This window comes from Rhizobium sp. CF142 (assembly GCF_000281145.1).
Lineage (GTDB): Bacteria > Pseudomonadota > Alphaproteobacteria > Rhizobiales > Rhizobiaceae > Rhizobium.
The window spans coordinates 39292-60513 of sequence record NZ_AJWE01000136.1 but is presented as its reverse complement, the minus strand read 5'-3'; the positions used below and the strand labels follow the sequence as shown (position 1 = coordinate 60513).

Below are 21222 nucleotides of genomic sequence, written 5' to 3'. Positions count from 1 at the left end.
CGACAGGTGAACAATGGAGATATCAGGTGAGACTTGCGGGGCTGTCTTTCAAGAGCCGTGATTTCCGGAGGCGGCGAGGTACGAAGCCGCCACCTTGCAGGCAGCCAGCGCTGCGGCGCCGGCATCAAGACCTCTGAGGATGGCATCAATGTAGCCACCGGCAAAATAGTCTCCCGCTCCCGTCGTATCGCGCACTGGGGCTGCTGGCGGTAACTCGACGATGATCGAATCCTGCCGGCTGACGATCTCGATGGGTTGCATGCCGCTCGTCAGCACGAGGGTTTCAAGCCGGGGCGCGGCGATTTCAGCAGCTGCCTGCCAGGCGGTTTGCGCCGCTTCTTTCACGTCCGAGCGCGACGCGATCAGAACATTGGCCGGCCGGCGTTCAGCCGAGAGCGGATATTGCGAAACCACCTGGTCGAAATCATCCAATTGCCGCAGGGCTGCCGGGCTCATCGCCTGTGCGTTGAGGTAGACGAGCGAAGCATCGATCGGCGGCAGGGCTTCGGTGGCCGGCCTGCGGCGGCCAGCGGGCGCGATGATGGTGCGTTCGCCGCCGGGGTCAACAAGGATGTCGACGGCTGCAGTCTCTCCGGGCACGAGGCCAACGAAATCGGTGTTGAAGCCACGCTTGCTGAGATCCTTCAGATAGGTACGCCCTCGATCATCGTCGTAAAGGCTGGTGACGAGTATCACCTCGTGGCCGCGATCGAGCAGGACCAGGCCGGTATTGAAGCCCCCGCCGCCATAGCGCTCCTCAATCGACTGGCAGGCGAGCCTCCCGCCCGATACCAGTGGTCGGTCGAGCCACCAGATCCGGTCGACATTGGCATTGCCGACCACCATTATCCTTGCCATTCTATCTCCCTTGCCGCGCTCTTCCGTCCCTTAGCGTGTGCTGTCATTCTTGCCGATGATCTTACCGCGCAGCCAGGCTGAGGAAAGATCGATAGGATAAACGACGGCGACGATCAGGAAGATGATCGTCCAGGCTTCCGGCCAGCGATAAGCGGCAATGCGGTCCGCCAGCAGAAACCCGATTCCGCCGGCGCCGACGCATCTGCTGAAACCAGTTGCCGTCCCAAGCTTTGACGCCTTCCAGTGGCCGCATGTCGATATTCTCGTTGAGACAAGAATTAATTATTAAATATTTTTCGGTAGTTACACTATTTATATAAAGTAATACATCCGGAAATTCCGGATGTATTTTACTCAATGGCAACTCTTGGTGCTTTTCAGCTAGAGGCTTCTTATGCAGCCTTCTGGAATCGCAGGACAATTCCATCCGAATAGACCTGCCTGCCCCGGCAGAAAGTGGCCCGCACCCGCGGAAGGCGGCCATGCTCGGCGATGACGAGATCGGCACGCAGTCCTACTTCGATCGCGCCGCGATCTGTCAGCCCGAGCGCCTTGGCGGGATTGACGCTGACCAGCGCCACAGAAGCCGGCAGTCCGCCCGATCCGGCTTCCGCAAGCGCGATGGCAGCCGGCAGCATGGCGGAGGGATGATAATCGCTCGCCAGGATGTCGAGAACGCCGCGTTCATAGGCTTCGCGGGCAGAAAGGTTGCCTGAATAGGAAAGCCCGCGAAGCGCATTCGGCGCACCCATGGCGGTTGCCAGTCCAAACTTGCGGGCCTCCTCTGCCGCCGCCATCGTCACCGGAAACTCGCTGATGCGCGCGCCAAGTCCCTCGACGATCGCCACCTTTTCGATGCTGTCGTCATCATGAGAGGCGATAATGACGCCGTGGTCGCGGGCAGTGGCGGCAATGCCCTGCAGATTGTCGACCGCGTCATTGTTCTGAGCGCGATTTTCCATACGCTGCTGAACGCGCTGGGCAGCCTGTTCGAGGGTGATCTTGTTGTTGCGCGCGATCGTCTCGATATGCCGTTCGACATCGCGGTACTGACCCTGACCTGGTGTGTGGTCCATCAGCGAGACGAGATCGAGGGCGCCGGCCCGCAGCAGGTCTTCGATGACGACGCGGGCATGGGTGAAGGTGATTTCGAAGCGCGCATGAACCCGATGGTCGATCAGGAGATCGTTCTTCCTGAGTTCGACCAGCGTCTGTATGATCGAGCGCGAATGTTCTTCCGAGCGGATGTGGCCGTAGCTGCTATTGGCATGGAAGGAGAGCGCCGCATAGGCGGTGGTGATGCCATTGCAAGCAAGCTTCTTATCGAGTTCGAAAATGCCGAGCTCCAGGGGAAATCGCACATTCGGCCGCGGTTCGATCTCACGCTCGATCATGTCTCCATGCATGTCGATAAAGCCTGGAAGCAGCAGCCTGCCGTCACCGGAAATATCGGCCGCGGCCACCGGCTCTTCTCTTATGTCGGCGATGATGCCGTCTTCGATCCTGACAGCACCGCGCGGTATGACCCTATCGCGCAGCACGATTTCGAAATCACTCAGCCACATTCTCTGCTCCATCCTGGATCTGTCGGGTTTGAAGGCTGATTTCGCGGTCGATGAGATCCGCGACATCGTCGGGGTGGTGAAAGACGCCGATCATTGCGACGCCTGCAGCCTTCAGCTCGGCGAGGCGGGCAACGAGTGCGCGGCGCGCATTCTTGTCAAGCGAGGCGGTCGGCTCGTCGAGGAAGAGAAGCCGCTGCGGCAGGATGAGCGCACGCGCCAGATTGACCTTCTGCTGTTCGCCGCCGGAGAAGGTGGAGGGATAGGCCGCCCAGAGCCCCGGCTTGACGCCGAAGGCGGAAAGCCAGCGGCGGGCCTCTTCGATCGCTTCGCTGTAAGGCCGGCCAGCAAGGCGCAGCGGCTCGGCGACCAATTCTTCGGCCGCCACGCGCGGACGGGCCTGCAGGAACTGCGTCACGAAGCCGATCTCCCGCTTGCGCAGGAGGGCGATATCGACGTCGGCTGCGACTGTCAGATCGATGACACCTTCGCGCGTATGATAATAGGCGTGGCCGGCGCGCGGTACGTAGGAGCGGTAGAGCGTACGCAAGAGCGTTGATTTGCCGGCGCCGTTTTCGCCCGTCAGCAGGATGAATTCACCTTCGCGGAGTTCGAAATCGACCTTGTCGAAGGCGTGCAGCGTGCGTTTGAGATGATGCATCTCGAAATGCTTGGCGAGGCCCTGGACGGAGAGGATGGTCTGTGCCGAATCGGCAGGATGTGTGTGCATGTTCACCTGATGGCTCTCCTGTCAGAGTTTCGCATGCACGAGCTGCTGGGTATATTCATGCTGCGGATCCTGGAAGATCTGGTCGGCGAGCCCCTCTTCGACGGCTTCGCCGTTGCGCATCACCATGACACGATCCGCCATCGTGCGGATAACACCGAGATCATGCGAAACGATGACGATGGTGATCCGGCGCTCGCGCTGCAGCCGTTTCAGTGTGTCGAGGACCAGCGCCTGGACGCTGACGTCGAGGCCCGTTGTCGGCTCGTCGAGCAGCAAAAGCGCCGGCTCGAGCGCAATCGCCTTGGCAAGCTGCACGCGCTGCTGCATGCCGCCCGAGAGTTCCGCGGGACGGGCGTCCATGCGCGCGACCGGAAATTCCGAGGCATCGAGTGCACCCTTGGCACGGGCACGAAGCGTTGCGAAATTCCGCTCGCCGGCAATCAGCAGCCGTTCCGCGACATTGCCGCTGCTCGTATGGTTCATCCGCAAACCTAGATGCGGGTTCTGGTAGACAATGCCGATATGGCGCGCCCGCAGCATACGCCGCTCGAAACGGTCGAGCGTGAAGAGATTGATATCCTCGCGGCCGGGCAGTGCCAGCCTGTATTCGCCGTCATCGGCTCTGTCTTCGAGGTTCATCATCCGAAGCAGCGTCGATTTGCCCGAACCGGATTCGCCGACGATGCCGAGCACTTCGCCCGGATAGACGGTGACATCGACGCCGCGCAGCGCCTGTACCTCGCCGAAGCTCTTGCGGATGCTGTTCATCGTCAGGATCGGGGAAGACAGCATCAGCCGCGGCGGCTGGCGCCCGGATGCCGAAAGATTTGCGGCAGAAAGATCGGAGGCGGAAAGGGGTGCAGCGCTCATTGCTCGATCCTGCCTTGCTTGTAATAGGTTTCGCCAATGGCAACGGCCTCGCCGTCCTGCTTGCAGATATGCTTGACGCCATACTGGCTATCAGAAACCTCGAAGGTGGAGGAGCCATCATCCTGCGGTAGTTCGTTCATGAAGTAGCCTGTTACGCCGCTGCGGTGACAAATCTTGTCAGCATGATCCTCGACCCGGTAGGGCACATCGTCGAAGACCAGCGGCTCGACGCGTGTATAGGGAGGTACGGCATGGATGCGCTTTTCGCGGCCGGCCGAGAGGATGGTAAGGTTCGCCGCCTGGTTCATTTTCGGCACATCCCAGCGCGGGATCGGCGAAGGGGTCATCACATGGCGACCATTGACCATGCTCGGATAGCTCGATCCCTGCATGATCCGGCCGGAGCGCACCAGCTGTTCATAAAGCGTAAGCCACAGCTGGCCGTAATCGGCATCACCATGCATGACGCGTGCTTCTGACATGTCCGGCTGGACAGGTCGCAGTGGTTCGGGATTGGGAACCTGCAGCACGAGGATCTGGTCCTCGCGCAGCTTCTCTTCTGGGATGCGGTGGCGCGACTGGATGATGTCGGCCTCAAGCGTATCCAGGGTCTCCCGGGCCGAGCTGACCCGGCGCAGGAACTTGCGGATGCTGCTGGCATTGACGGAATCGTCGGCACCTTGGTCGATGACCTTGACGACGGAAGTCGGCTTCAGGAGTGTCAGCGTTACCTGCAGACCGCCCGTTCCCCAGCCGCGGGCGATTGGCACTTCACGGCTGGCATAGGGTACCTGATAACCGGGAATGGCGATGGCTTTGAGGATGCGGCGGCGCATCTCGCGCTTGGCGGATTCGTCCAGGAAGCCATAGCTGAAGGCCGCCCAGGGTTTGGTCAGTTGATCGAGTTTCACGGCATTGCCTTTTCGAGTTCGGCCTGCTTGACCGCGCCGTCCTGGCGCGTGCCGGTTTCATTGGCTGCCTTGTCGGCTTTGACGCGCCTGATAGCATCGAGGCTCGACTGGAAGGTCACGTAATGCGGCAGCTTGAAATGGATGCAGAAGCCGGAGCTTTCGACCGGCTCCGTGTGATAGAGGATGAACTCCTCATTCGAGGCCGGATGCGGATTGGGCTGGTTGGAAGCAAGATCGAGCGAGGCGGCGGCGATGACCTTTACCTCGTTCCAGCCGAATGTGGCAGAAAAGCCGAGCTCCAGCCCCTTGCTCTTGGAGATGACCTCGCTTTGGCTGACACGCACGCGTCCCGCGCTGAAGAGCGTGCCACGGGGATGGCGGATACGGACCTCGGCCTCGCCGAGCCTCAGCTCGTTGACGGTCGGATGCACACTACCATAACCGCGCATGGTCGAGTAGCCGAGCGCCAGTGTCCCGCCGGTATCGGCACGCGCCAGACTCTGCAGCTTGTGGGCGCGGCTTGCCGGAAGGAGCAGCGGCTCGCGCGTCACATCTGGGATCTCGTCAAGCGGCACATCCGCGGCCGGCGTCTCGGCGATCAGGCCCTGCGCCTTCTGCCAGTCGGCCAGCGACGGTTGGGTGGCGGGTGCCGGCTTGTCTGCCGATACTACCGGTTCGGGAACGAAGGTCGCGCCGTTCAGAACATCGACGTTCAGCAGGCGGTGCGAATAGTCGAGCGTCGGCCCGAGGATCTGGCCGCCCGGAATATCCTTGAAGGCGGCCGAAATGCGCCGGACGGTGAAGAGATCCTGCTGACGCACCGGCTTGGCAATCGTCAGGCGCGGCTGGGTCGTGCGATAAGCGCGCAGGAGCAGTACCGCCTCGTAGAGATCGCCGCCGGACTGGGCCAGCGCCAATGCGGCAAGCTCCGGCGCGTAGAGCGACGCTTCGCCCATGACACGGTCGACCAGATAGGGCAGGCTCTCGCCGATAGCTTCCACGCGGGCCTTGTTGATCTGTCCAAGCTCTTCGCGATAGAGACGTTCAGACTGTTCAATGGCGTGTTCGCCGCCACGTGTTGCAACATAGGCCATCAGAGCACCTCTATCTTCGTGGAGCGGGGAATGCCGATGAGACTTGCACCATCGGCAAGGTAAATGTCCCAGCCGAGCGGATAGCGGATCGCCTCGGCGCGTAGTGCCCAAAAATCCAGATGCACGCCACCAACGGCGATATCGATAGAACCATTGACGCCGGGGCCTGTGAGGCGAAGCCTCGTTCCGGAGCCGATCTGCGCTTCCCCAAAAATCGTCGCCGAGACATCGGGATAGAGCAGGTTGCCGCTCAGCATCGCTGAAAGCGCGGAGATATCAGAGCGCTCGCCGATCGAGGTAAAGACATATTCGGCCTGTGGCAAGGCGACGGCATTGGCGCCGGTCCTGGCAATGTCTGCCTTCAGCCTCTCATCGGAGCAGAAGAAGCTGCATTCGCGATCAAGCAGGCTTTCGGCCAGCGCGAGCAGACCTGGAAAGGGCAGGGGCTGGGAGCGTCCCGGCCGGGCAAGCGCCCACATCAGCGCATCGAACGTGGCATTGGTGCGCATGTCATCATCGGTCGGAAGGAGCAAGGTCTGGCTCATCAGAAGGTCTCCATCCGTACGCGCGTCGCCTCGACCTTGCGCAGCCTGATATCGTCGTCCTGCGTCTGACGGCGATGTTCACCCGCCAGGAAGGTCTCGATGTCGGTCTTGCGGATATCGCTTGCGAAGCTCGCATCGACGACGGCCATTGCCATGGCATGTTGGAGATCGCGTCCGACGACGGCGCCATAGCCTTCCGTGCCATGATCGGCCAAGCGGATATGGGCTTCTGCCATCAGCACCTCGCCGAGATGGAATGCCGTGTTCTGCACGGTATCCGTATAGGGCAGCATTGCGAGACCGGTCCGGTTGACCAGAACCTCCACCGGTCCGAGCTCATCGAGCAGATCCTCCGCAACGGCCTTGATTCTCTCAGCATCGGCCCTGGCAAGTATGTCGAGCATGCTTGCATGGCTGACGCTGGCAGGGCGCGCGCCGGCTTCCATGGTGTCATTCATCGTCCTGTCCTTTCGCCGTGGTCGCAGCGCGATCCTCCGGCTCGTTATCAATGCTGAATTGCACGCGTTCTCCGGCCCAGACGGTCTCGGAATAGGCGATTGGCCGGCCTTCCATGTCGACGTCGGTCTTCTGGACGACGAGCACCGGCTGCTGGGGCGACTGGGCAAGAAGCTGCGCCTCATCACCGATCGCGCGCCGGGTGAGGATCGTGGTGCTCTGCCTGACATAGTCAGGGATGCCGAAGGCAGCGTAGATGGTGGTGACCGATTCACCTGCGCGGCGGCGCAGATGCATGTTCGGGAAACGCTCGACCGGATGGTAGGAATGGCTGAGGCTGATCGGCACATCGTCGGCAAAGCCACGGCGGGCGATCATGTAGACCTTTGCGCCTTCCGGGAGCTTCAGTGCTGCGGAAATCCCCGGCGGCGCTACGATCTCCGACTCCGAGACCGGCTGGCCGGAGGGAACGCGCCCTTGTTCCAGCAGGTTTTTGCGGAAGCGCGTTCGCCGGGCGATATTGTAGGTGATGACGGAGTGCTCTTCCACGAAGGTACCGCGCCCCTGCTCGACCCGCACCTTTCCGGCAGCAGCAAGCTCGGCGATCGCCCGCCGTACGCTGTGGCGGCCGACCTGGAACTGCTCCATGATCTCGGTTTCCGTCGGCAGGCGGCTTCCCGGTTGGAGCGCACCTGACGCGATATCCCTGTTGATCTGCTTCTCAACGATCTGCCACTGGCCCGACCGGGATCTTGCTTCGATCGAATGTTGTTCGTTCGTCATTCGGATGAATCCAAAATTCATTCGGATGACTTAAACATAGCGGCTGTCGGTGACGCTTTTGTGTAAGCGGGGACGATTTCTTCGTTGAGCGACTGCTGCTGAAGTGAAACGGCTGTGCGGACCTGATCCGGAAGATCTGGATGTACGAATAGGCTGACGACGAGTCATCATCCGATATCGGCTTCGCGTTCATGTCCGACACCAGGAGAACCGGTGGCGCCAGATGACCTGGTGTGGGAGCGAAATGAAACTCAGACCGCGTAGGGATTTTCTGCCGGCGTCGTGAACCAGTGTGGGCCGTCCTCGGTCATGTAGATATGGTCTTCGAGGCGAACGCCGAATGTGCCGGGGAAGACGACCATTGGCTCGTTCGAGAAGCACATGCCCGGCGCCAGCGGTGTTTTATTGCCGCGGACGATATAGGGCGCCTCGTGGATTTCGAGGCCGAGGCCATGGCCGGCGCGATGCGGCAGGCCGGGCAGGCGGTAATCCGGGCCGAGCCCATGCCGAGCAAACACGTTGCGGGCGGCCGCATCCAGACTTTCGCAGGGCGTGCCGAGTTTTGCCGCATCGAAAACGGCCTGCTGGCCCTCACGCTCGAGTGCCCATGCGCGTACGAATTCGGGATTGCCCTCGTCCAGCATATAGGTGCGTGTCAGATCGGAATGATAACCGTCGATCCGGCAGCCCGTATCGACGAGGATGACGTCATCCGCCTGCAGGATCTGTTCGCCATCCGCCCCATGCGGCAGCGCGGTCGCCGCACCGAAGGAGACAATGCAGAAGGTCGAGCCGCCATCGGCGCCGGCAGCGCGATGCTGCTGGTCGATGAAGCGCGCAACGTCCGAGGCGGCTATGCCGGGCGCGAGAGTGTCGCGGACCTTGCGATGAATATCGAGCGTAATACCCATCGCATACCGGATGAGGGCGATTTCAGCCGGCGATTTGATGGCGCGTAGCGCGCGAATGACAGGCCCTGCATCGACAAGACGGGTCGCCCCCATCTCTCCGGTAAAGGCGTAATAGAAGGCAAGCGGTAACCCATCGTCGAGCGCGAGCGTGCCGGACGGGCCAACAAGTCGCGATACCAATGCGGCAGGGCTTTCTTCTTCTTCCCAGACGGCAATCTCACCGGGCAGATGCGCCAGCGTCTCGACGCGGCTGCGCTCAAAACCGGGTACAATGTAAGTGAGCTTATCCTCAGTCACGACCGCACCGAGCAGCCGCTCGCTCAGGTGCCAGACGAGACCGGTGAAATAGCGTAAGCTCTCTGTCGGGCCGAGCAGCGTGGCGGCGATGCCGTTCGCCTGCATACGCTCGCGCAAGCGCGACAGGCGGCTGCGCCGTTCTTCGTCAGTGATGGCTGCGACGGGATGGGACCAGGCGGGGAGAGACACGCTATATATCCGTTATCTTTGTCAAAATTGAATGCTTGATTCCAGCATAGGGCAATTGTAGGCAGTGTGTCGACAAACATTCCACAGGATTTGATCATGCTCGTCAGCGAATATACGATCCCCGGCGTTCATGTCTGCGACCATCTCGTCGACGTACCGCTCGACTGGAAAAATCCGGATGGCGCTTCAATCAAGGTCTTCGCGCGCGAAGTCTGCGATCCCGCACGCAAGCAGGAAAAACTGCCTGTCCTGCTTTTCCTGCAGGGTGGCCCGGGCGGCAAGTCGCCGCGGCCGGTTGGCGGCGGTCCGTCCTGGCTCGGCGAGGCGCTCAAGAACTGCCGCGTCGTGTTGCTCGATCAGCGCGGTACGGGCAAAAGCACGCGCATCGAGAGCGCCACCATGGCTGCCTTTGCGGATGGGAACGCCGGAGCCGATTATCTCAGCCATTTCCGGGCCGACAGCATCATTGCCGATTGCGAGCATCTCCGGAAGAGCGTGTTCGGCGGCGCGCGCTGGGAGACGCTTGGCCAGAGCTATGGCGGCTTCCTGACACTGACCTATCTGTCGCAGGCGCCGGAGGGGCTGGCTGCCTGCTATGTCACGGGCGGGCTGGCCGGGCTCTCGGCAACGGCAGATGACGTCTATCGTCGCACCTATCCGCGCGTCGCTGCCAAAAACCGGGAATACTACCAGCGCTATCCCGCCGATCGCGACCGCATCGCCCGGATCGCCGAGCGCATTGCCGCCGATGATGTGCGCCTGCCTGATGGGGATCGCTTGACGGTGCGCAGGCTGCAGACCATCGGCATCGATTTCGGTATGGCGCCCGGTTATGAAAACGTGCACTGGCTGGTGGACGAAGCCTTCTCCGATCCGGAGGAAACGCGGTTCTCCGATGCTTTCCTCGCCTCCGTCATGTCGCTGACCTCCTATGATGGAAATCCAATGTTCGCCGTATTGCAGGAAAGCATCTACGGGCAGGGCAAGGGTGCGACCGGCTGGGCGGCAGAGCGTATCCGGTCGGAATTCGCCGAATTCGGTGAAGAGAGCCGGCCGCTCTATCTGACCGGCGAGATGATGTATCCGTGGATGTTTGAGGAAATCCGATCGCTGCGGCCCTTCCGCGATGCGGTGGAGGCGCTGGCGCGTCACGACGGGTTCGAACCGCTCTACGATCCGGCCCGGCTTGCATCAAGCGAGATCCCGGTCGCCGCAGCGGTCTATTTCGATGACATGTATGTCGATGCCGAGTTGTCACTCGCGACTGCTCGTGATGTCGGCAATATCAAGACCTGGGTGACGAACGAATTCGAACACGACGGCGTGCGCCAGTCAGCCACTGTCTTCACGCGCCTCAGGCAGATGGTTCGCGATCGCGGCGGCCCCCTCGGTTAATCCGAGGGGTTTCCGCCTTTGGTATGTTCGCACATACGTCGACGTCAGGCCGAAAGCGACCTGCCGCCGACGGGGTCGAAGAGATGCATGCGGTTCATGTTGAAGGAGAGCGGCATTTTCGTGCGTGGGCGCGGGTCGCTCTCGGGATCGACATTGGCGCACATGCTGACCGAGCCGATGTCGAAATAGATCATCGTTTCCGGCCCCAGCGGCTCCACCAGGTCGACATTCGCCTCGATGGTTTCAAAGCCGGGTTTCGGCGTCAGGCTTGATATCGATTCCGGCCGGATTCCGAAGATGACCGGCTTGCCGGCATGCGCCTGATATTCCTGAAACCGGGTCGCGGGAACCGCAAGCCGGCTGCCGTCTTCCAGGATGACGACCAGCCCATCTCCCTCGGCCTCAAGCATCGCAGTGAGGAAATTCATCGACGGCGAGCCGATGAAGCCGGCCACGAACTGGCTGACAGGATGATGGTAGAGTTCCTGCGGCGGCCCGGCCTGTTCGATGATGCCGCCATTCATGACGACGACGCGATCAGCCATGGTCATGGCCTCGACTTGGTCGTGGGTGACATAGACTGTCGTGGTTGGCAGCAATTGGTGCAGGCGCTTGATCTCGGTGCGCATCTGCACACGCAGCTTGGCATCGAGATTGGAAAGCGGCTCGTCGAACAGGAAGACCTTGGGATTGCGCACGATGGCGCGACCCATGGCAACACGCTGACGCTGGCCGCCCGAGAGCTGGCCGGGGCGCCGCGACAGGAGTTCGGTAATATGCAGCGTCTCGGCCGCACGGATGATGCGCTCGTCGATTTCCGCCTTCGGCAGCTTCTGCTGTTCGAGGCAGAAGGAGATGTTCTCGCGCACGCTCATATGCGGATAAAGCGCGTAGTTCTGGAACACCATGGCAATGTCGCGCTTGCCGGGGCCAAGCCGGTTAACGACCTGATCGCCGATGACGATATCGCCGCCGGTAATGTGCTCCAGGCCGGCAATCATGCGCAGCGTCGTCGACTTGCCGCAGCCGGACGGGCCGACAAAGACGACGAATTCGTTGTCCTCGATATCGAGGTTGATGCCGCGCACGGCTTCGTAAATGCCGTAGGATTTGACCACGTTGCGCAGTTCAAGGCGTGCCATTGTGATCTCCCTACTTTTCGTGCAGCCAGACGGCCATTGCGCCCGGCTCTCGGTTTGCCCAGAGATGGTAGGGGATCGCCCTGAACCGCCTCGGCTTCAGCGCCGGCGGCTCTGTGCGATAGAGCGAATCCTGCCAGTCGGATGCATCGGCTTCCAGCGCATCGCCTTCCAGAACCGTGGCGCCGCCGAGAAGCGTTTCGTCGAAGCTGGCGGCAATCTCGCCCTGCGAAGGCAGCCTCAGCCGCTGCGGTTCCGTACCGAGATCGGCTTCCTCGACGCAGAAAATGACAGGTCCGCGCCGCAGCGCAAAGCGGCCATTGTCCTCCGTCGCCGCCGGATGGGCATAGAGGCGGTCGACCGGCATGTCAAAGGCGAGCCGAACCTCGTCGCCGTCCTTCCATTCGCGTTCGATTGGTGCATATCCCTTGCTGACATTGAGCTTGATCGCCTCGCCATTGACGAGGGCCTTGGCATCGCGGCACCAGCCGGGAATGCGCAGCCGCAGCGTGAAACGCTTCGGTTGGTCGAGGCCGAGCGAGATCCCGACATCACCATTCCAGGGATATTCGGTCTTCTGCTTCAGACGCAGGAAGGAATTGCCGACCGTGAGCTCGGCGGCATTTTCGCCGTATAGGTGGATCGCGACTTCATCCACCTTGGTCGAATAGAAATATTGACCGAGCGAGGTGATGAAGCGGGCGATATTGGTCGGGCAGCAAGGGCAGTAGTGCCATTTCCAGCGGCGGTTCTGGCCGTGGCTTTCAAGCACGTTCTCATAGAAATAGTGTTGGCCGTCGCGAGAGATGCCTGACAGCGCGCCATTGTAGAGCACGGTTTCGAGCTTGTCGGTGAACTTGCTGTCGAGCTCGATCTGCGCCATGCGATGGCTGAAGAAGCCGAGCGCCACGGCAGCGCAGGTCTCGGCATAGGCCGTCTCGTTCGGCAGGTCGTATTCCCTAGTGAAGCCTTCGTTCGAGGCCGAGGGGCCGAGGCCGCCGGTGACATAGAGCTGGCGTCCCACCAGATTGTCGAAGAGCCGGCCGCAGGCGCTTTTCAGGCTCTCGTCGTCATTCTCAAAGGCAAGATCGGCCATCGCCGAGAACAGATACATGGCACGCACGGCGTGACCGACGACCTGCGTCTGTTCGCGCACCGGCATGTGTGCCTGGCTGTAGGCATAGGTCTGGAACACGTAGCTGGCCGGGTCCTCACCGCGCTTGCGAGCCTCTTCATCATAGTAAGAGGGCATCTGGCCGCGTTCGTCGACGAAATAGATGGCGAGATCAAGGTGGCGGGGATCCTTGGTGACGCGGTAGAGCTTGACCAGCGCCAGCTCGATTTCCTCATGCGCGTCGTAGCCGCGCAGCTTGCCCGGCTCACGGCCGAATGTGTCGATGATATGATCGACGGCACGGATCATCACGTTGAGGAAGCGGCGTTTGCCGGTCGCTTCGAAATAGGCGACCGCACCTTCCAGCAGATGGCCCATCGAATACATTTCATGCAGGTCGCGCAGATTGGTCCAGCGCTTCTCCGGCTCGCGGCGAATGAACCAACTGTTGAGGTAACCGTCGGCCATCTGGCCATGTTCGAGCTTCTCGACAATCGCGTCGATCTTGGCCTCGATGTCCGGATTCGGATTGTTCTTCAGCGTGTAGCTCGCGGCCTCAATCCACTTGCCGAAATCGGAATCGAAGAAATGCTGCATCGACAGGCCACTCGGCTGGATCGGCCGCGCCAACGGACCGGCCGGCTTGTCGAAATCGAGCACTTCAAGAAAGCCCTCCTCGTCAAGCCGCATATGCTGGGTGGGGATGGTCACGTCGCGGACGGTTTCCGTCCAGCTCTTCCAGAAGCCGCTGTTGAAGACGACGCGGGTATGGTCGGCCGGCACGTAGCGGTCGATCGGGGAGCGAGATTGGGATTTCTGGGCGATGGGCATGGGAACTCCTTGAGCGGACGGGCCGCTTCTCATTTCACGGCGCCGGCCGTCAGGCCGCGCACATAATAGCGTTGCAGAAGAAGGAAGAGGATGATGCAGGGGATCATGGTCACCACGATGCCGGCCTGCAGTGCGCCCCAGTCGATGATGCCGTAAAGGCCGGAGGACACGTTCACCAGCATGATCGGTAGCGTGAACTTGTTCTGGTCCGACAGGAAGATGAGCGCGGCGAGGAACTCGTTCCACGAATTGAGGAAGGCGAACATCGCCACCGTCGCCACGCCAGGCAGCGCAATCGGCAGCATGATGCGGCGCAGGATTGTCGCCTGCGAGGCGCCGTCGATGCGCGCCGCCTCGATCAGCGCCTTCGGCACGGCATCAAAGGCATTGCGCATCATGAAGACGGAAAACGGCAGCTGGAAGGTGACGTAGATCAGCACCAGACCGAACAGGTTGTTCTGCAGCCCGAGAAGCTTCAGGATCAGGAACAGCGGCGTCAGGATCGACTGGAACGGGATCATCATCGTCGCCATGATCAGCACGAAGAGGAGCGACTGGCCGGGAAACCGGAACTTGGAGAAGCCGTAGCCGGCCGGCACGGAGACGACGACCGTCAGCACAACCGTGCCGACGGCGATCATCACGGAATTGGCAGCGTACACATACCAACCGGCGCCAACGTTCTCGAGCCGCCGGTAATTTTCCAGCGAAAAGGTCTTGGAAAACAGCGCAGCCGGGTTGGCGAGCGCCTCGGCAGCCGGCTTGAAGGAGTTGGCGAGCGACCAGACGATCGGCATGATGAAGAAGATCGCCAACAGGATCGATGCCAGCAGGAAGAGCAGGTAGCCCGTCTGGCCGCCCCGCGGATTGGTGTTCGTCTTGGATGGGGTCACGGTCATTAGCCTTCCTCCGGCCGCTCGCGCAGCAGCACGAATTGAATGGCGCTGATGGCGACCAGCACGATCAGCAGCGCGAAGGAGAGCGCCGAACCGTAGCCGAGCCGATAGGATGAGAAGGACGCCAGGTAGATGGAGAACACCGCCGAGATCGTGCTGTTTTCCGGCCCACCCTGGGTGATGATGAAGAATTGGTCGAAGGCGAGCATCGAGGAGGTGACATTGAGGACCAGAGCCAGCACCAGCGAATTGCGCATTAGCGGCAGGGTAATGCGGCGGAACCGGCTGAAGACGCTGGCGCCGTCGATCTTGGCGGCCTCGATGACATCGTTGGAGATGCCCTGCAGACCGGTCAGCAGAATGACCATGGTGAAGCCTGCGGTTTTCCAGACGACCATCAGGATGATCACGGCCATCGCCGGCCAGAAACTTTCCAGCGGGCGCGGTGCCGAGCTGATGAGACCTATGCCACGCAGGACCTGTGCGAAGACGCCGCTGTCGGGATTGAGCAGCCACATCCAGAGTGTGGAGGCCGCGCCGAAGCCGATCACGACAGGCATGAAGAAAATGGTGCGGAAAAAGCCTGCCGAGCGCAGCGGGCGATCGACGAGCAGCGCCAAGGGAAAGGCGACGGCGAAGATCGCGGCCGTCACCAGCACGGTATAGAGCATCGTGAAGCCCAGCGAATGCCAGAGCTGCATGTCGCCTAGCAGCTCGCCGTAGTTGGCAAGACCGATGAATTTTTTCCGGCCGAGCAGCGGCCAGTTGTAGAAGCTCATCCATATCGTCATGGCGAGCGGAACGAGAAACAGCACAAGGATGAACAGGAAGCCGGGCAGGATGAAGGCCAGTCCCAGCCAGCCCTTCGGCTCCGGCTCACCGGAGATCGGCTGTTTTGCGTGTGTTGTCGGCGTGTCGACCACTGTCATTCCTCGAAGATTTCAAAACCGCGCGTCGGCAATCCGCGGAAGGAGCGGGGCGGAAGGCCGCCCCGCTTGAGACGCAATTACGGATTGGTACGGTCGAGGATCTTGGTGAAGTCGTCCTGCGCCTTCTTGATCGAGCCGTCGACATCATCGCCGAAGATCGTGCCCTGGATCAGGTTGAGGAACGGGCCTGTGCGGCTGACGAACAACTCATCCGAGGAAAAGGTGTAGGGCGTGCGCGCCTTGGCCAGGATATCGTAGGCGATCAGGTTGCGCGGGTCGAACTTGGCATAGGCTTCCTTGGCGAGGTCCGTGCGCGACGGCATGCCGGATTCCTGGGTAATATAGACCTGCTGCTCGGGCTCCATATAGAATTTCACGAAGTCGAGCGCGACCTTCTTCTTTTCCTCGCTGATACCCTTGATGAGCGCCACCGTATCACCGCCGGCAAAGCTCGATGCGCCGCCCTTCGGGCCGGGGATCGGAGCGACGGCGAACTTGACGTCAGGATATTTGCTGGTCAGCAGGTTGACGATGTAGGAGCCGGTCATGAGGATGCCGACCTTGCCGGAGGCGAAGGCTTCGACGGCGTTGTTGCCGTTGCCTGAACGGGAGGTCGGATGAATGGCACCTTCCTTCCACATGGCGCGATAGGCGGCAATGGTGTCACGCAACGCCGGCGTGTCGACGGTCGCCGTGCGGCCATCATCGGAGAGCACGTCGGCATTGGCCGCCCATAGATGCGGCAGGAAGTCGTAAATCAGCCAGCTGCCGGAATTGGCGACGAAGTAGAAGCCGTAGGTTTCCTTGTCGAGCGCATGGATCTTCTTGGCGTCGGCGGCAATCTCCTCGAGAGAGGCCGGAGCCTTGTTCGGGTCGAGGCCGGCCTTCTTGAAGAGGTCCGTGTTGTAAGCGATGATCGAGGCATCCGGCAGCGCCGGCACGCCGTAGACCTTTCCGTCATAGGTGGCAAGGCGGATGTGCGACGGGCTGAGTGCTGCCGAATAGGGCAGGCCCTTGACGAAATCGCTGATGTCCTCAAGGCTGTCATTGGCCGCAAAGGTTGGCAGGTAGATCAGATCGAGGACCGCGCCATCAGGCGCTGCACCGCCGGCAATTGCGGCGCCGAGCTTCGGCACCATCTGCTCGGCGGTGATCTGGGTCACGTTAACCTTGTCGGAATGCGAAGCATTGTATTTTTCGGCCAGGCCCTGAAGCACGGCACCCGAAGATGTGCGCACCCATAGCGTGATTTCTTCGGCGCTGGCGAGAGAAGAGCTCGCCAGCAACGCAACAGCGGCAATCGTGGTTTTCAAATGTAACATGTGGGTTCCCCTTCTCTTATGCGAGGCTCCTCTGCCTCGAGACGAAGGCGACGTTAAAGGAGAAAATTTTTTATGTCGACAGGCTGTATGCATCAAAAGGCCATCTTTTTGTTAAAACCTTTTAGCAGCTAATTTTTTTCTGCTAAAAGGTTTTAACAAGCCAGTTGAGTGGGTGCGATTTTGAAGGAATCTGGTAGCGGCCGACATACGATCCGTGACGTTGCGAAGGCTGCGGGGGTCAGTATTTCAACGGCGTCGAACGCGCTGAATGGTACTGGGCGAACCAATGCCGAGACCCGTGACAAGGTACGACGGATCGCTGAGGAGATCGGATTTCGACCGAATGCGCTCGCGCGCGGGTTGTTGACCAAGCGCAGCCATGCGATCGGCATGCTGACCAATGATACATACGGGCGCTTGACCCTACCTATGGCGTCGGGCGTGTCGGAAGTGCTGGTCGATCATGGCGTCTCCCTCTTCCTTTGCGCCACCAACAATGATCCAAGACTGGCAAGACTGCATCTCGAAGCGCTGCGCGACCGTCAGGTCGATGGCATCATCTTCACCGCGACGCGCATTGATCTGGAACCACCGCCGGAACTGACCCTATTAGGCATTCCGGTGGTCTATGTCTTCGCGCAGGGGCCATCGGATAGCGTCAGCTTTCATCCCGATGATGCTCAAGGCGCGCGGCTCGCTGTCGAACATCTCCAGGGTCTCGGTCGGACGCGCATCCTGCATATTACCGGCGAGCAGAACTATCGCGCCGCCTGCATCCGCGCCGAGGCCTATCGGGAGCTCGTTGGACAGAGGGCCGAGGTCATGTTCGGTGACTGGTCGGAAGAATGGGGGCATGCGGCGATCGAGACGGTATTCTCGCGATCGGGGGCCAAACCGGATGCGATCTTCTGTGGCAGCGACGAGATCGCTCGCGGCGTCATCGATGCGCTGCGCGACAGAAACGTCTCCATCCCCGGCGACGTTGCGGTCGTAGGGTTCGACAATTGGGAAGTCGTCTCAAGGCAGACACGCCCGCCGCTGACGACCATCGACATGGAGCTCAAGGAGCTTGGTCACCGGGCCGGGCTAGCGATCCTCGGTCTCTCGAAAGGTGAGCCGGTCCAACCTGGCGTCGAGAGATTGCCCTGTACGCTCGTCGTTCGCCGGTCTGCCGGCCAGGGCGATCAAGCCCGAGGCCGGCAGGGCTGATCATCTATCCGCATGCGGCCTGACTGGCTTCGTCCTCGGCACCCTCCTTGTTGTCAACGCCGCGCGGCCTCAACGCCTTCGTCAAACAAAGGGCTGCGACGATGATCGGCAGGCAGACAAGGTAGGAAACTCTGATGCCGGCATGTTCGGCGACAAAGCCGAGAAGGGGCGGAGCCAGGAAAAATACGACGAAGGACATCTGCCCGAGAGCTGCGACGTTGAGATGGGCTGGGCGATCAGTTCGCTGTGCCGCCGCAGAAACGGCGAGCGGATAGACCGCACTGCAGCCGCCACCCATCAGCGCAAAACCGAACAGCGCGACATAGGGGTGTGGCGCAAGCCAGACGGCGCAAAGCCCGACCACCGCGAGAACCAGCAGAAACGTGGCGACGGCGCGCGCACCATATCGGTCGACTTGCGGATCGACGAACAGTCGGGCGACCGCCATGAAAAAGGTGAATAGCGTCAGTCCAAGGCCGCCGATAAAGGGTTCGACCGCGAAGGTGTCACGCATATAGATCGCCGACCAGTCGATACCTGCGCCTTCCACCAGAAAGGCGGCAATGCCGATCACGCAAAGTGGCATCAGCCCCCATGTCGGCAGCGCGATACTTGGGCCTTCTACATGCTCGGCTCCGGCACGGGCCGGCGCATTCTCTATGCCCGAGATGACGACAATGCCGACGATCAAGACAAAAGTGAATGTCAGCGCAAGATGCAGATGCATTGGCACGCCCGCCTGACGAACGGCAGAGCCGACGAGCGCGGTCAGGAAGAATCCAAGGCTCCAGAAGCCATGTGCCCTGTTCATCACGCCGCGGCCGAGTTGGGCTTCGATGCGATCGATCTCGACATTGAGATTGATCTCCAGGGCGCCGGCCAGCAAGCCCTCACAGAACAGGATGAAGAAAACCAGCCAGGCGGCATTGGCCCAGGGAATGGTCGCCAGCAGCGCGGACGTTCCGAGCACCGTCAGGAACGCCGTCTTGCGCGCGCCGAAGTGCGCGATGAGCGGCGACGCGAATGTCAGGGAAATCAGCGCACCGATCGCCGCGCCGATCAGCGTGAGGCCGAGTTCGGACTTGTTGACGCCCAAGGCGTCCTGTAGGTCGGGCAGCCGCGAAAGCAGTGCTCCCATCGAAATGGCGAAGAGAAAGAAGCAGATGTAAATCCGGTGTTGCGGCTGGATATGCATTCGATCGCTCCGGGAGTTTGATCTCAATCGCAACGATGGCGAAAAAGACAATTTCGAGTGGCATTTCCGAGATATATCTTGTTGACGGCAACCGCAACAACAACCTTAACTGGTTGTTGACAGACTCTCGGACTGTGTCCTGACGGCCGCAGGGCAGGGCGTTAAACCATCGTATATCTGACCTTTCCTTGTGCGTGGACTTAGCCTGCCCAGGTCGTAGCGAGCCTCAAAGGAGAAAGATACGATGCTCAAGTCCATGACCACTGCCGCGCTGGCGCTGTCCCTTGCCGCAGCCCCGGCTCTCGCGGCTCAGAAGGCCCACAATGCCAAGATCACGGTCGTCTTCGACCATGAATTGCCAAACGTCCCGGGCAAAAGTATGCGCGGCGTCCTCGTTGAATACGGGCCGGGCGGGTATAATCCCGCGCATACCCATGCGAAGAGCGCTTTCATCTACGCGACGGTTATCGAGGGTGAAATCAGAAGCAAGGTGAACGATGGCAAGGAAAAGGTCTTCAAGACCGGTGAGAACTGGATCGAAGTACCCGGCGATCATCACTTGGTAAGCGCGAATGCCAGCAAGACGAAGCCGGCAAAAATTCTGGCCGTATTCGTCGTCGATACCAAGGAAACGGAGCTGACGACGCCTGATCCCTGATCGAGAAGTCTATGTGTTGAGTTGGAAGGGGATGTTCTCTCATCACCTTCCCGTAATTTCGGCTTTACAACGCCCCTCGTTTTCAATCTGCGATGGAAACGGGATCAGGGCTGGCCGGGCCACGCTGGAACGGACGCCATCAATCGCGCAAATGCCGCTTGAGATCGCACACCCGTCTTGGACAGGAGCCTTGCTGTATGCGTTTTGACAGTGTTGGGAGACAGGGCAAGCATCCTGGCGGTCTCTGGAACCGAAAATCCGCAGCCGACAAACACAGCCACCTTCGTTTCCGCGGCGGTTAGGCTGAAGATGTTGCGAAGCTGTTCTGCCTGCCCGGTGGCGCGGCTTTCCGCATCGACGATCTGAAGAAGCACGCGGGCGCCGGAATCTGCCGAATCCCAGGCGACGAAGGAATTCGGCGGCAGCGGAGTGACCTGCGCGAGGTAGGGCGGCTGGCCCGACGGCCGGAGAATCTGGACTGCACCCTGCAATTGCGTGGCGGTTCCGCTTGCGATTTCGATGGCTTGCCGTATCGCGTGGGCCAGAGCCTTGGAGCTGCTGGAAATGCTTGGCAGCGCCGAGCGCTCATGCCTGTTGATGGAAAGGCCGTCGCCCCGTCGCAGGATGTCTTCGGCGGCGGAATTCAGCAGGACGATTTCGCCTTGGCTATCGAGCAGCATGGCCGCATCGGGCAGAGCCTCAAGCAGCCGCTGCAGAAGGCTGGCTTCCCGCCTTATGCTTCCGACATGAAGGGAGAGCTCTATCGAGCGGGAAAGATGCGGCGTCAATTGCAGCAGCTTCCGGGCAGCCTGGGTGTTTTCGGCGTCCTGAGCCTTGGAGAGAAAAAGCGCTACCCCGCCGATACCGCCGCGTTCGTGCAGGCTGGCGTGAGGAACGAAGAGCTGATTGTAGATATTTTGAGGCGCGCAGATGTCGGCATAGTATGCGGTGCGCCGAACGGCGGCATCATCGATGAGCTCATTGCCGATCGCCACCTGATCCGGCTGAACTTTCTCGAACGCCTTTGCATAGGGATTGCCGGCGTAATGTTGCAGATAGAGATCGTTGAGATCTTCGCGCATCCGGCCGGGGATCAGAAAGCTGCTTTTTCCATCAGGGGCCTGATAGACAATATTGCCGGCTGTTGCCCCGACATAGTCTACAACCGCGCATAGCGTGCTGGACCACAACTGTATGTTTACAGAGGCCCGATAGATGGCATCGACAATATCCGCATGCTCCATTTGACTGTCTTTCGATTGGTAAAGTCATATGAGCGGCCGAAGCCGAATATTAGTCTGACCGAATCTTTTAGAGGAGAGACTGAT

Annotated in this window: 20 protein-coding genes; 3 read left to right on the top strand and 17 right to left on the bottom strand. The window is 60.6% G+C overall.

The features are described from left to right. Positions 1-48 precede the first annotated feature (48 nt). The 10 genes from PMI11_RS34645 to PMI11_RS34600 form a co-directional block, all read right to left on the bottom strand. Positions 49-858 (bottom strand): PfkB family carbohydrate kinase, encoded by an 810-nt coding sequence (locus tag PMI11_RS34645; protein ID WP_007826939.1) that lies wholly within the window; start codon positions 856-858, stop codon positions 49-51. A gap of 392 nt (positions 859-1250) precedes the next feature. Beyond that, the gene (locus tag PMI11_RS34640; RefSeq protein ID WP_007826938.1) at positions 1251-2423 is read right to left on the bottom strand and encodes an alpha-D-ribose 1-methylphosphonate 5-triphosphate diphosphatase; all 1173 of its coding nucleotides are present in this window, start codon (positions 2421-2423) and stop codon (positions 1251-1253) included. Beyond that, positions 2410-3150, bottom strand: a complete 741-nt coding sequence (locus tag PMI11_RS34635) for a phosphonate C-P lyase system protein PhnL (protein ID WP_037072682.1) — start codon at positions 3148-3150, stop codon at positions 2410-2412. Before PMI11_RS34635 ends, PMI11_RS34640 begins: the two co-directional genes overlap by 14 nt. Positions 3151-3171: 21 nt before the next feature. Next, positions 3172-4020 carry an ATP-binding cassette domain-containing protein gene (locus tag PMI11_RS34630; protein ID WP_007826936.1) on the bottom strand — a complete coding sequence of 283 codons (849 nt, stop codon included), beginning with the start codon at positions 4018-4020 and terminating at the stop codon, positions 3172-3174. Further along, complete coding sequence (locus PMI11_RS34625; RefSeq protein WP_007826935.1) at positions 4017-4931, bottom strand: alpha-D-ribose 1-methylphosphonate 5-phosphate C-P-lyase PhnJ; 915 nt, start codon at positions 4929-4931, stop codon at positions 4017-4019. The genes PMI11_RS34630 and PMI11_RS34625 overlap by 4 nt, the downstream gene beginning before the upstream one ends. Continuing rightward, positions 4928-6025, bottom strand: coding sequence for a carbon-phosphorus lyase complex subunit PhnI (locus tag PMI11_RS34620; protein ID WP_007826934.1), 1098 nt, complete (start codon positions 6023-6025; stop codon positions 4928-4930). Before PMI11_RS34620 ends, PMI11_RS34625 begins: the two co-directional genes overlap by 4 nt. Next, the gene (gene phnH, locus PMI11_RS34615) at positions 6025-6570 is read right to left on the bottom strand and encodes a phosphonate C-P lyase system protein PhnH (RefSeq protein WP_007826933.1); all 546 of its coding nucleotides are present in this window, start codon (positions 6568-6570) and stop codon (positions 6025-6027) included. Before phnH ends, PMI11_RS34620 begins: the two co-directional genes overlap by 1 nt. Further along, positions 6570-7028 carry a phosphonate C-P lyase system protein PhnG gene (gene phnG, locus PMI11_RS34610; RefSeq protein ID WP_007826932.1) on the bottom strand — a complete coding sequence of 153 codons (459 nt, stop codon included), beginning with the start codon at positions 7026-7028 and terminating at the stop codon, positions 6570-6572. Before phnG ends, phnH begins: the two co-directional genes overlap by 1 nt. Next, the gene (gene phnF, locus PMI11_RS34605; RefSeq protein WP_007826930.1) at positions 7021-7809 is read right to left on the bottom strand and encodes a phosphonate metabolism transcriptional regulator PhnF; all 789 of its coding nucleotides are present in this window, start codon (positions 7807-7809) and stop codon (positions 7021-7023) included. Before phnF ends, phnG begins: the two co-directional genes overlap by 8 nt. Before the next feature lie 251 nt (positions 7810-8060). Then, positions 8061-9206: a M24 family metallopeptidase gene (locus PMI11_RS34600; RefSeq protein WP_007826928.1), complete on the bottom strand. Its 1146-nt coding sequence runs from the start codon at positions 9204-9206 to the stop codon at positions 8061-8063. A 96-nt stretch (positions 9207-9302) separates the two neighbouring features. Between PMI11_RS34600 and PMI11_RS34595 the strand changes: the two genes are divergently transcribed. Next, complete coding sequence (locus PMI11_RS34595) at positions 9303-10601, top strand: alpha/beta fold hydrolase (RefSeq protein ID WP_007826926.1); 1299 nt, start codon at positions 9303-9305, stop codon at positions 10599-10601. Between the two features lie 44 nt (positions 10602-10645). Here PMI11_RS34595 and ugpC read toward each other — a convergent pair whose 3' ends face one another. From ugpC to PMI11_RS34570, 5 genes are all read right to left on the bottom strand, one after another. Continuing rightward, the gene (gene ugpC / locus PMI11_RS34590; protein ID WP_007826924.1) at positions 10646-11743 is read right to left on the bottom strand and encodes an ABC transporter ATP-binding protein; all 1098 of its coding nucleotides are present in this window, start codon (positions 11741-11743) and stop codon (positions 10646-10648) included. Between the two features lie 10 nt (positions 11744-11753). Beyond that, on the bottom strand, positions 11754-13685 hold the full coding sequence (locus tag PMI11_RS34585) for a glycoside hydrolase family 127 protein (protein WP_007826919.1): 1932 nt from the start codon (positions 13683-13685) through the stop codon (positions 11754-11756). A 29-nt stretch (positions 13686-13714) separates the two neighbouring features. Continuing rightward, positions 13715-14584 carry a carbohydrate ABC transporter permease gene (locus tag PMI11_RS34580; RefSeq protein ID WP_007826916.1) on the bottom strand — a complete coding sequence of 290 codons (870 nt, stop codon included), beginning with the start codon at positions 14582-14584 and terminating at the stop codon, positions 13715-13717. After that, the gene (locus PMI11_RS34575) at positions 14584-15510 is read right to left on the bottom strand and encodes a carbohydrate ABC transporter permease (protein ID WP_037072681.1); all 927 of its coding nucleotides are present in this window, start codon (positions 15508-15510) and stop codon (positions 14584-14586) included. The genes PMI11_RS34580 and PMI11_RS34575 overlap by 1 nt, the downstream gene beginning before the upstream one ends. Positions 15511-15587: 77 nt before the next feature. Next, a complete protein-coding gene (locus tag PMI11_RS34570) occupies positions 15588-16832 on the bottom strand; it encodes an ABC transporter substrate-binding protein (protein ID WP_007826912.1) in 1245 nt (414 codons plus the stop codon). A gap of 180 nt (positions 16833-17012) precedes the next feature. Between PMI11_RS34570 and PMI11_RS34565 the strand changes: the two genes are divergently transcribed. After that, entirely contained in the window at positions 17013-18041 is a 1029-nt protein-coding gene (locus tag PMI11_RS34565; protein WP_007826911.1) for a LacI family DNA-binding transcriptional regulator, read from the top strand. A gap of 4 nt (positions 18042-18045) precedes the next feature. Here the strand turns inward: PMI11_RS34565 and PMI11_RS34560 are convergent, their stop codons facing one another. Then, positions 18046-19236 (bottom strand): MFS transporter, encoded by a 1191-nt coding sequence (locus PMI11_RS34560; RefSeq protein ID WP_007826910.1) that lies wholly within the window; start codon positions 19234-19236, stop codon positions 18046-18048. Positions 19237-19480: 244 nt separating this feature from the next. Here PMI11_RS34560 and PMI11_RS34555 point away from each other — a divergent pair, with 244 nt between their 5' ends. Continuing rightward, positions 19481-19894, top strand: a complete 414-nt coding sequence (locus PMI11_RS34555; RefSeq protein WP_007826909.1) for a cupin domain-containing protein — start codon at positions 19481-19483, stop codon at positions 19892-19894. Positions 19895-19998: 104 nt separating this feature from the next. Here the strand turns inward: PMI11_RS34555 and PMI11_RS34550 are convergent, their stop codons facing one another. Further along, a complete protein-coding gene (locus PMI11_RS34550) occupies positions 19999-21138 on the bottom strand; it encodes a helix-turn-helix transcriptional regulator (RefSeq protein WP_007826908.1) in 1140 nt (379 codons plus the stop codon). Positions 21139-21222: the final 84 nt, after the last annotated feature.